Raw genomic sequence first — 10,502 nt, forward strand, 5'->3', positions numbered from 1 at the left:
CCGACGATGAGCGGGGAGTCACCTGCCTGGAAGGAGCACGTCCCATGGTGCAGAACACTGGCGCGGCAGATCCGTCCGTCGTCGAGCAGCGCGTCGAAGAGGTGTGGCGGGACGTTCTCGGCATGCCCGAGGGCGGGCAGCACCTGACCTTCTTCGAGCTGCACGGCCAGTCCATCTCGGCGGTCCGCATCGTCGGCCGGCTGGAGGACGAGCTCGGCGTCACCGTCGACTTCGGGCTGCTGTTCGAGGACCCGGACCTGGCCACGTTCACGAAGGCCGTCGTCGCGCTGACGAGCTGAGCGGCGTCCACAGGCGACAGACGCGGACGGCGACACGAAACGGCGTGCACACCCCGGGGTGTGCACGCCGTTCGTCGTCCCGCTACCGCTTGCGCGCGATCGTCAGCCCGTCGGCGAGCGGCAGCATCACGGCGTCGAGGCGCTCGTCGGCGGCGAGTGCGGCGTTGAAGGCGCGAAGGGTCTCGGCGCACCGCCGTTGCGCGGGAGTGTCGGCCCGGGACGGGTCGACGACCCAGCCGTCGAGCAGCACGTTGTCGGCGACGAGCAGCCCGCCCGGGCGCAGCAGAGGCACCGCGAGCGCGTGGTAGCGCGGGTAGCTCATCTTGTCCGCGTCGACGAAGACGAGGTCGACGCTGCCGGGCTCGAACCCGGCGAGGGTCCGCCCGGCGGCGCCGAGCCGGAAGTCGATGCGGTCCGCGACCCCGGCCTTCTCCCAGTGTTCGCGCGCCAGGGGCAGCCACCGGTCGGACACGTCGCAGGTGACGACCCGGCCGCCGGCGCCGACACCTTCGGCGAGGGCGAGCGCTGACAGCCCGGTGAAGGTGCCGATGTCGACGGCCAGCCGCGCCGGCACCAGCCGGGCGAGCATCGTCAGGAGCGTCGCCTGCGCGGCGGTCGCCATCATCCCGGCCTCGTCGCCGAGCTCACCGGCGCGGGCGATGAGCCCGGTGACGGCCTGCCCCGGCGGTGTCGTGCAGGCCGCCACGTAGTCGCCGACGTCCTGACCGGCGAGCAGATGCTTGGTGTCCTGGATCCCGGTGGTCATGCCAACCATCGTCCGGCGTCCAGGTCCGTGGCCGCATCCTTGGCTGTGCGGTCCTTTGTGGACACTAGTCGTTCTTGTGTCGCTCCACAGTGGACTGTGATGGGGCGGACCTCGAGGCGTTGACCGGGGTGAGGCCGTTCCACGTGTCGTGGTCGATCTCGCGCAGGCGCTCGTCGTCGGTGCCGGCGATGCGGTTCATGGCGTGCCGCAACAGCGGCGGCGCGACGACCGACGTGACGATCGCGACCAGCACGATCACCGTGTACCCGGCCGTGTCGAGCACCTTGAGGCGCAGCCCGGTCAGCGCCACGATCACCTCGATGACGCCGCGGGAGTTCATCCCGGCGCCGAGGGCGAGGGCCTCCCAGCGGGTGAGCTTCCGCAGCCGCGCACCGAGGTACGCACCGGCGAACTTGCCCACGATCGCCACCGCCAGCACCACCGCGGCCGTCAGGGCCACCTGCGGGCGGGCCAGCGCCGTCAGGTCCATCCGCAGCCCCGCGGTGGCCAGGAACAGCGGGGCGAGGACCCCGGTGACGACGGTGCGCAGCCCGGCCAGCTTCGGCTGGGCGGTGCGGGCGCCGGTGATCAGCAGGCCGGCCACGAACGCCCCGAAGACCGGCTCCATGCCCAGGGCGAGGGTGGTCGCGGCGCCGAACAGCACGAGGATGACCGCCGTCGCGACCGCCGGGGCGTCCGCCGGCCGGTCCGCGACGGCCGTCATCACCTTGCGCACCATCACCCGGCCGAGGGTCGCGGCGAAGAGGAGGAAGCCCACCAGGTACAGCACCGAGGCCGTCACGGTGCCGGCGCTGACCCCGGCCGTCGCGGCGGCCGCGACCACCGACAGCAGCAGCCAGCCGAGGGCGTCGTCGATGAACGCGGCGGCGAGCGTGAGCTGTCCGATGTTGCGGTGCAGCAGGCGCATGTCGGTGAGGGTCTTGGCGATCACCGGGATGGCCGACACGCACATCGCGACGCCGAGGAACAGCGCGAACACGGTGCGGTCGCCGGGGCCGCCCGGCACGACGGGCACCGGCAGCACGTACCCGAGCGCGATGCCGGCGGCGAGGGGGAGCAGCAGCCCGCCGAGGCTGACGGTGGCGGCCGTGGCGCGGACCCGGCGCAGCAGCGACGGGTCCAGGTGCGTGCCGGTGACGGCGACGAGCAGCAGCACGCCGACCTGGCCGACGGCGTCGATGAGGTGCATCTGCTCCGGCGAGCCGGTGAAGAGCCGCTCGGTGACGCCCGGCGCGAGGTGGCCGAGCACCGACGGGCCGATGAGGACGCCGGCGGTGAGCTCACCGACCACCGCCGGCATCCGGCACCGCTCGGCGAGCCGGCCGAGCAGCCATGCCGTCAGCAGCAGCACCCCCAGCCCGACGATGAACCCCACCATCAGGTGCGAGGTGAGTGGGGCGACGAAGGTCATGCCGGTGCCCCTACTTGCGCACGCCGGCGAAGAGGCCGGGCGCGTTGTGCGGGTCGGTGCCGAGCCGCCACGGGATGTCGAGGAACTCCACCGCGCAGCCCGCCTTCTCGAACGCGGCGGTGTACTCCTCGCGGGTGAACAGGTTCATGTAGAAGTAGTCGGTCCACTCCTTGATGCCGCCCTCGGACGTGGCGACGGTGAAGCGGATCTCGACCCGGGTGGCGAGGCCCTCGCGGGTCGAGTGGGTGACCCGGGAGATGACCCGGCCGGGCTCGCGGACCAGGTGCCCGCCGACGTAGCCGTCGAGGAACTGCTCGGGGAACCAGCCGGGCTCCACGATCAGGACCCCGCCGGGCGCCACGTGCGCGGCCATGCGGGCGATCGCGGTGTCGAGCTCGGCGGTGGAGGCCATGCAGGCGACCGAGTTGCCGAGGCACACGACCGCGTCGAACGTGCGGCCGAGGTCGAAGTCGCGCATGTCGCCGGCGTGCACCGCGACGCCGGGCAGCTTGCGCTGGGCGACGACGCGCATCGCGGGGGCCAGCTCGACGCCCTCGACGTGCTCGAACAGCTGGGCGTAGCGCACCAGGTGCGAGCCGGTGCCGCTGGCGACGTCGAGCAGGGTGGTGGCGCCCGGGTGGCGGGCGCGCACGTGCGCGGCGATGTCGTCGGCCTCGGCCTCGAAGCTCTTGCCGCGGCTGCGGAAGACGAGATCGTAGATCTCGGTGTGGTCCTGACTCCACCCGGCGTGGGTCTGCGTCCGGTCCTGTTCGAATGCCATTGCAACCTCCGTGGATGAGCGGATCTGCACCTATTCTTCGATTCCGGGGTCACGCTGGCTTCCGCTGCTGTGCGGACCTGAGCCTCACGGTTTGGCGTTGTTCGGCATGTGTACGACGCGCAGGAACGACCGCAGCCGCCAGGGGCGCGGGCCGCCGACGACGACGTCCCGGCCGGCGGCGGCGCGCAGGGCGCTGATGCGGCCGAAGAGCATGAGGTTGAACCGCGCCGGGCGGAAGGTGAGGCTGACGTCGTAGGGGTCGCCGGGCGGCGCGACGCTGACCCGGCCCTCGTGCAGCTGCAGGATGGCCGTCGGGGTGTGCACCGAGCGGAACTCGACGGCGATGCGGTGCCGTGGCATGCGGACCGCCTCGTTGAGCAGCGCGCCGTACGAGTTGCGGATCATGTCGACGAGGAACAGCTCGAAGAACAGGGCGGCGTCGGCGTCGGGCATCGGCCACGGCAGGCGGGCCGCGCGCGCCATGTCCCAGCCGTGCACCAGCATCTCGTTGACGAGGTGGGCGAGCACGCCGGCGACGGTGACCTGGGCGTCGCCCAGCCATGTGACGGTCGAGGCCGGGTCGGCGTCGCGGGTGACGAGCAGGATGCGCTCGATCGCGGCGCGCAGGTCGCGCGTGACGACCCTCGGGTCGCGCTCGGTGAGGTGGCGCATGACGTGGGAGTTGGTGTCCGCCACGGTGTCCACGTTGGTGCCGGAGAGCAGCTCGCGCAGGCCCGGCACGGGCGGCGGCGGCGCGTCGGGGTCCAGCAGCAGCAGGCACAGCTTGGCGATGGACAGCACGTGGGCGGCGGAGTCGGCGATCGACCACTCCGCGGTCGCCATCGCCGCGGTGTCGGGAGCCCAGTTGACCAGCGACTCGAAGCGCCGGCCCGTGTCCGTGACGGCGGCGCGGGTCTGCTGCCAGCGGTCCTGGAGCACGACGACGGTCATGGGTCACCATCCGCGGAAGTCGTATTCGGGGCCGCGGACGCGACCCCGAGTGCACGAAGGAACGTGAGAGGTCAGGCGTTGTACCACATGGTGGGGAACCATCCGATGCCGAACATCGCCGGCAGGCGGACGTCCCAGTAGACGACGTTGAACACGCCGAGCGCGACGAGCAGGCTGCCCGTCACCACGGCGGCCCGCCGCGGGCTCGCACCAAGCCACGACAGGAACCGCCCCCTGGTGAGGAGCACGACGACGGCGAAGACGGCCGCGACGAACACGACGTTGCCCACCGACTGCAGCACGAAGGCGAGCGAGCCGTAGAGCGGGTTGTCGGTGTCCGCCGCGTAGTGGAAGAGCTTGTTGAACAACGGGTACGGCCGGCCGATGAGGAAGCCGCCGACGAGGCCGCCGAGGACGACGACGCGGGCGGTGGGCCGGTCGCGGAACAGGTCCGGCAGGACGCCGAGCGCGGCCAGGCCGAGGTAGATCAGGGCGAGGCCGATGAGGCCGAAGACGACCGAGGACTGCAGGAGCCGGACCGGCACGTCGCCGACCTTGTCCGTGGACAGCTGCGGCAACCGGTCGCCGAGCAGGACCCCGACGAAGCCGTACACCGCCGACACCGCCACCATGCCGACGGTGAGCCACCCGAGCGGGCGCAGCAGCCGCCGCAGCGGGCCGCCGCGCTGGCCGGCACCGGCCTGTGACAGCGGACCGACGGACGCCGCCATCGCGATGTTGCAGGCGGTGAAGGTGCCGGCGAGCCCGGACACGAACGCGAAGACCAGGCCGGCGGTGGTGCCGGCGATGGCGGTCTTCTTCGCGTCGTGGCCGAGCAGGTTGTTGGCGACGTTGTCGCCGATGACCGAGTCGACGAACTCGTAGGACCAGAGCACCGCCAGCGCGATGCCGGCCAGGACACTGAACAGGACGACCCGGCCGTTGCGGGCGCGTCGGGGAGCGAGGTGCGGGCCCGGCGTGACGCCGGTCCGCAGCTGGGTGGATGTCACGTACCCTCCACTGTGGATGACAAGGAACGCGGCCGGCGCGGGGACGGCGTTGTCCCCGCGCCGACCGGCGTGGTGCCTCAGGTGGTGATCACGGTCGTCCGACGGTCCTTCAGCCACTTCGCCCACCAGAACAAACCGCGGGCGGCACAGACGATGGTGACGGCGAAGAACAGCGTGTAGACCACGTTGGCCAGCAGCAGCGCGCCGTAGACGAACGCGACGCTGGAGCCGAACATGAACTGCGCCTTGCCCGACGTCGGGGTGGTGCCCGGGTCGGTGATCATGTAGTTGGTGAAGAGGATGAACGCGACGCCCGTCATCGGGCCGAGCGCCGCCCACAGCGCGACGTCCCACACGTAGTGGCGGATCAGCGCCTGGATGACGAACGCGCCGACCCAGCCGACGATGAGCGCGACCCGCTTGGTCAGCAGCGCGTTGAGGATCGTGCCGGCGGTGAGGATGACGGTCGGCACCACGATGCGGATCACGTCCGGGACGTGCTCGGTGAAGTGGTACGGCGGCGCCACGTTGACCCAGCCGAACAGCACCAGCGTGACGGTGATGCCGAAGTTCGACGGGTTCATGAAGTGCCGCAGCCGGCCCTTGATCGGGGCCCGGAACAGCACCTTCTGCCCGACGGCCACGACGACGGCGAAGGCGATCGGCCAGTACACGTCGTTGGCGTACAGCAGCATGTTCGCCGCGAGCGCGGTGATGTGCGACGGCAGCAGGAACGTGTACAGCCCCCAGCCGCCGTGGCCGGAGTAGCCGGGGGCGCGCCGCTCGGCCTTCGCCGCGATCCACTCCACGACGAGCTCCGTCGAGTAGCCGATGGCGAGGGAGAACAGCGGCCACGTCCACGGCTGCTCGAAGCCGAGCACGGTGTAGCCGAGGATGTTGAAGATGCTCATGGAGATCGCGAAGTTGCGCAGTGCGAGATACCGCGGGTCGCGACCGTCCACGCGCGGCGGCGCGCCCGACGGGGTCGACACCGTCACCGTCGCCTTGGTGGGAACCGCTACGGCCGGCGAGACCGGCGCCTCGGTCGGGAGCTTGACGCGGGGCTGCACGTCGGTCATGACGGCTGCACCTCCTGGGCTTGCGTGGTCAACATGAGGGTGTGCTGGCCGGGGCTCAGCTGCAGCGTCTGCATGTGCATGGCGCCGGTGTTGTCGAGCCAGCACACCTCGGCCGAGACCGGCTTGCCCTGGTTGGCGCCGAGCCCGAAGTGCTGCTGGAAGCCGCGCTTGCCGGAGTGTCCGCCGCCGCCGTCGAGCTGCGACACCTGGGTGCGGCCGTCGGCGGTGGTGACGCGCACCTGGGCGCCGTAGGCGGGCGCGCCGGGCAGGCCGCCGGTCGCGGAGACGCCGCCGGTCGCCGGGCGGTACAGGTTGAGGGTGAGGTACTCGCCGGCGCCGGCCTTGGTGTTGCGGTAGTAGGACGGGGCGCCCCACTGCCGGGCGATGGCGAAGTCCTGGGCGCCGTCGCCGTCGACGTCGGCGACCGCGACGCCGCGGCTCGGGATGTCGGAGGTCATGCCGAGCTCTTTGGCGACGTTGACGTAGCGGCCGTTGGGCTCCTTGGCCCAGAACGCGAACGGCTGCGAGCCGGCGATGTCGTCACCGGGCTTCGCGTTCGGCCACATCTGCGGCTCCTGCAGCAGCAGGTCGTTGGTCATCGCCAGCTCCTGCAGCCACGACCAGCGGTTGATCTTGCCCTTGACGAAGCCGGCGGTCTGCACCAGCGACAGGCGGCCGCTGTTGTCGAAGTCGGCGGCCTTGGCGTCCCAGCCCCAGCCGACCCAGGCGATGTTCGCCGAGGCGGCCTTGTTCTCGAACGGCGCCCGGCCGTCCTTGAGCGCCGCGGCGGCCTTCGCCGGGTTCGCCGCGGTGTTCTGGTAGTAGAGGTTGCTCTCCTCCAGGCCCCAGCTGGTGGTGATGTTGCTGATGAACATGTCGAACTGCCCGTCGCCGGACAGGTCGCTGAACTCCATCGACATGCCCTTGAAGGAGTCGTGCCCGACGACGAGGGACTTCGGCGTGAAGGCACCGCGCTCCCCCTCGGCGAGGGCGAACTTGATCTGGCCGGGCGTGGAGACGTTGCGGAAGAAGCGGTCCCGGCCGAAGTCGTTGGCGAGGTACAGCTCCGGGCGCAGGTCGCCGTCGAGGTCCGCGGAGCCGGCCCCGAGCGTCCAGCCGGTGGCGGCCGACGGCGGGATCGCCTTCTGCTCCACGTACGTGACGCTGGGCTCGTCGCCGCTGCTGGCGGCCTCCCAGTGCAGCACGTGCGCGCCGCCGGCGTTCTCGGCCCGCGACATCGAGTGGTTCATCTGCACGTTGGGGTCACCCTGCGGGTCGAGGACCTGGGTGTCGGGGAAGTAGTTGAACACGCCGATGTCCACGTGGCCGTCGCCGTCGAAGTCGGCGACGTTCACCGCGTTGGTGTTCCACAGCGGGCCGCCGTAGCCGCCGGCCGCGGTGTTCGACGCGGCGATCAGCTCGGTGGGACGGAACGCGGCCATCTCCAGCGCGGTGGCACCGGGCTTGTGCATGTACAGCACCGGCGTGCGGCCCCAGTAGTAGACGAGCAGGTCGGTCCAGCCGTCGGCGTTGTAGTCGCCGGGCACGCAGCCCATCGGCGCCATCGTGGCGCTGGTCGGCAGCGGCGCCGGGTTCAGCACGAACGGCGCGTAGGTCGCCCCGCCCTGCGGCGCCGGCGTCACGATCGCCGAGTCGCTACGGGTGTCGACGAGACACAGGTCGTTGGACCGGCCGTTGCCGTCGATGTCGTTGACCGCGACGGCGGCGCCGACGGACGAGATCCAGGCCCTGATGTGCTCGTACTTCGGGTTGACCTGGCGCACCGTGTGCTGCGGCAGGCCCGGCGGCAGCGCGACCTGCAGCTCGGTGAACGCGTAACGGTTGGCGATGGCGTTGCGTGTCGCCGCCGACGCCTCGGGCAGCTGGGCCGCCACGTACAACGCGGCGACGAGCACCAGGACGAAGGCGCCTGGGATGAGCCGGCGCAGGACGCCGACAGGTTGCGGTGGCACAGTTCCCCCTTGAGGTCGACGGCATGTCGCCCGCGGATACGCGGCCGGACACCTGCCTGATTGACCGGCGGAGATCCCGCAGGCTGGTCGAGGACCACCGCTCCCGCGGCTCGATCCATCGAACTATCGCTATCGTTGCGGCGGGCCGGAGCAAAGTCTTCTCGGCAAGTGCTCAACGGCGTTCGTCGATCCCTCGCCCTAGCCACGCCCTAGTGGGACGCTATCGGCGCACCCCTTGCGCACAGCGAAACGCCCGCCGGAGCAACAACTCCGGCGGGCGTCCACATTGGACAATTGGTCAGCGGGCGAGGGTCACCGTCATCGGCAGGCCGCCGCGGATGCGCAGCGACAGCATCGGCTCGGGGACCACCCGGTGGCCGGGCGCCTTCTCCAGCTTCAGGTCCCGGCACAGCAGCGCGAGCACGAACGCCGCCTCCATCATGCCGAGGTGGTTGCCGACGCAGAACCGTGGCCCGGCGCCGAACGGGATGTACGCGTACCGGGGCCGCTCCGCCGTGCCGGTCGGACGCTGCGGGTCGAACCGCTCCGGGTCGAAGCGCTCCGGGTCCGGCCAGAAGTCCGGGTGCCGGTGCAGCGTGAACGGGGACACGAGCACGTCGGCGCCGGCCGGCACCCGGTAGCCGCCGACCTCGTCGGCCGCGAGGGCCTTGCGCGGCAGCAGCCACACCGGCGGGTAGAGCCGCATGACCTCCTCGAGGACCATCGAGGTGTACCGCAGCTGGTGCAGGTCCTCGAAGACCGGCAGCCGGTCGCCGAGCACCGCGACCGCCTCCTCGTGCAGCCGTTGCCGCACCTCCGGGTGCTCACCGATGAGGTACAGCGCCCAGCTGAGCGTGCTGGCGGTCGTCTCGTGCCCGGCGAGCAGCAGCGTGACGAGCTCGTCGCGCAGCCGCTCGCGGCCGACGGCCGGGTCCGGCTCGGCGTCCGCCGAGACGATGAGCCGCGACAGCACGTCGTCGCGGTCCTCGGTGCGGGCCCGCCGGCCGCCGACGAGCTCGTCGACGATCGCCTCCAGGCTCCGGCGGGCCCGGCGGAAGCGCAGCTGCCGGGGCAACGGCACCCAGGTGGGCACCGCGCTGAGCGTCTCCAGCTCGAACATCGCCTGGTCCTGCACGGCGGCGAACGAGTCACCGATCCCGCCGAACCGGCTGAGGTCGGCGTCCAGCAGCGTCCGGCCGAGCACGCCGAGGGTCAGCGTGGTCATCTCCTCCGGGACGTTGACCGGACCGGTCCCGGCCCGCCGGCGCAGCCGCTCGACGAGCTTGGCGCCCTCCTCCGCGACCGCCCCGGCCTGCGCCGCGATCCGCCGGCTCTGGAACGCCGGCTGGATCACCTTGCGCTGCTTGCGCCACAGCTCGCCCTCGCTGGTGAGCAGGCCGTCGCCGAGCGCCCGGCGGGCGTGGACCAGGCCGATGCCCTTCTGGTAGTTGCCGGCGTTGTCGGCGAGCACGTGCTTGGCGTGGTCGGGGTGGTTGAAGAAGTACAGCGTCTTGTGCCCGACCGCGAGCCGGGACGCGTCGCCGTAGTCCTTCGCCGCGTCGGTCATCATGCCGATCCGGTCGCGGGTCATCTTCACGAGCATGCCCATCGCGGTGATCCGCGGGCTGCTGGGCGGATCCAGCAGCCGGGGGCGGTCGAGCGTCGTCACGTCGTCACCTCGGTGCGCTCCTGGCTCAGGTGGTGGAACTTGCCGGAGTGGAACAGCAGGGCCTCGTCGTCGACGCTGCGGTGCATCGACAGGACCTTGCCGATGAAGATGGTGTGGTCCCCGCCGTCGTACGTGCGCCACAGCTCGCACTCGAAGTGGGCCAGGGCGCCGCCGACGAGCGGCGCCCCCGTGTTCGGTGCCGGTGCCCAGTCGACGACGTCGAACTGCTGCCAGCCCAGCGGCCGGCGGCGGTCGGCGAAGTACCGGGCCAGGCTCTCCTGCTCCGAGGAGAGCACCGACACGGCGAACGCGCCGACCTCGCCGAGCGTGCCGTGCATGACCGCCTGCCGCCCGACGCAGATCGACACCAGCGGCGGGTCGAGCGACACCGGGGTGAAGGAGTTGGCGGTCATGCCGTGCGGTGTGCTGCCGCCGACGGTCACCACGGTGACGCCGGTGGCGAACGCCCCCAGGGCCCGCCGCAACGATTTCGGATCGGTCACCGCGTTGAGCGGCGGCCTTGGCTGGACGTCCACGCGCAC

The 10,502-nt window shown here is 71.5% G+C and carries 10 protein-coding genes; 1 reads left to right on the forward strand and 9 read right to left on the reverse strand.

Annotation, left to right across the window (positions count from 1 at the left end; genetic code table 11):
* Positions 1-44: 44 nt before the first annotated feature.
* Entirely contained in the window at positions 45-299 is a 255-nt protein-coding gene (locus tag ABD332_RS39960; protein WP_344508689.1) for a phosphopantetheine-binding protein, read from the forward strand.
* Positions 300-381: 82 nt separating this feature from the next.
* Here ABD332_RS39960 and ABD332_RS39965 read toward each other — a convergent pair whose 3' ends face one another.
* The 9 genes from ABD332_RS39965 to ABD332_RS40005 form a co-directional block, all read right to left on the reverse strand.
* Positions 382-1,065 carry an O-methyltransferase gene (locus ABD332_RS39965; RefSeq protein WP_344508690.1) on the reverse strand — a complete coding sequence of 228 codons (684 nt, stop codon included), beginning with the start codon at positions 1,063-1,065 and terminating at the stop codon, positions 382-384.
* A gap of 64 nt (positions 1,066-1,129) precedes the next feature.
* Positions 1,130-2,497 (reverse strand): cation:proton antiporter, encoded by a 1,368-nt coding sequence (locus tag ABD332_RS39970; RefSeq protein WP_344508691.1) that lies wholly within the window; start codon positions 2,495-2,497, stop codon positions 1,130-1,132.
* 10 nt (positions 2,498-2,507) lie between these two features.
* Entirely contained in the window at positions 2,508-3,278 is a 771-nt protein-coding gene (locus ABD332_RS39975; RefSeq protein ID WP_344508693.1) for a class I SAM-dependent methyltransferase, read from the reverse strand.
* Between the two features lie 84 nt (positions 3,279-3,362).
* Positions 3,363-4,229 (reverse strand): maleylpyruvate isomerase N-terminal domain-containing protein, encoded by an 867-nt coding sequence (locus ABD332_RS39980; protein ID WP_344508695.1) that lies wholly within the window; start codon positions 4,227-4,229, stop codon positions 3,363-3,365.
* Positions 4,230-4,300: 71 nt separating this feature from the next.
* Positions 4,301-5,239, reverse strand: coding sequence for a hypothetical protein (locus ABD332_RS39985; RefSeq protein WP_344508696.1), 939 nt, complete (start codon positions 5,237-5,239; stop codon positions 4,301-4,303).
* A gap of 77 nt (positions 5,240-5,316) precedes the next feature.
* A complete protein-coding gene (locus ABD332_RS39990) occupies positions 5,317-6,318 on the reverse strand; it encodes an enediyne biosynthesis protein (RefSeq protein WP_344508698.1) in 1,002 nt (333 codons plus the stop codon).
* Positions 6,315-8,291, reverse strand: a complete 1,977-nt coding sequence (locus ABD332_RS39995) for a CRTAC1 family protein (protein ID WP_344508700.1) — start codon at positions 8,289-8,291, stop codon at positions 6,315-6,317. The genes ABD332_RS39990 and ABD332_RS39995 overlap by 4 nt, the downstream gene beginning before the upstream one ends.
* A 298-nt stretch (positions 8,292-8,589) precedes the next feature.
* Complete coding sequence (locus ABD332_RS40000; protein WP_425552368.1) at positions 8,590-9,960, reverse strand: cytochrome P450; 1,371 nt, start codon at positions 9,958-9,960, stop codon at positions 8,590-8,592.
* Complete coding sequence (locus ABD332_RS40005; RefSeq protein ID WP_344508702.1) at positions 9,957-10,496, reverse strand: flavin reductase family protein; 540 nt, start codon at positions 10,494-10,496, stop codon at positions 9,957-9,959. Before ABD332_RS40005 ends, ABD332_RS40000 begins: the two co-directional genes overlap by 4 nt.
* Positions 10,497-10,502 lie beyond the last annotated feature (6 nt).

The organism is Dactylosporangium maewongense (assembly GCF_039531485.1).
Lineage (GTDB): Bacteria > Actinomycetota > Actinomycetes > Mycobacteriales > Micromonosporaceae > Dactylosporangium > Dactylosporangium maewongense.

Excerpts from the sequence above, each read along its gene's own strand:
- ABD332_RS39960 (WP_344508689.1), top strand. The coding sequence starts at position 45 with ATGGTGCAGAACACTGGCGCGGCAGATCCGTCCGTCGTCGAGCAGCGC.
- ABD332_RS39965 (WP_344508690.1), bottom strand. The coding sequence starts at position 1,065 with ATGACCACCGGGATCCAGGACACCAAGCATCTGCTCGCCGGTCAGGAC.
- ABD332_RS39970 (WP_344508691.1), bottom strand. The coding sequence starts at position 2,497 with ATGACCTTCGTCGCCCCACTCACCTCGCACCTGATGGTGGGGTTCATC.
- ABD332_RS39975 (WP_344508693.1), bottom strand. The coding sequence starts at position 3,278 with ATGGCATTCGAACAGGACCGGACGCAGACCCACGCCGGGTGGAGTCAG.
- ABD332_RS39980 (WP_344508695.1), bottom strand. The coding sequence starts at position 4,229 with ATGACCGTCGTCGTGCTCCAGGACCGCTGGCAGCAGACCCGCGCCGCC.
- ABD332_RS39990 (WP_344508698.1), bottom strand. The coding sequence starts at position 6,318 with ATGACCGACGTGCAGCCCCGCGTCAAGCTCCCGACCGAGGCGCCGGTC.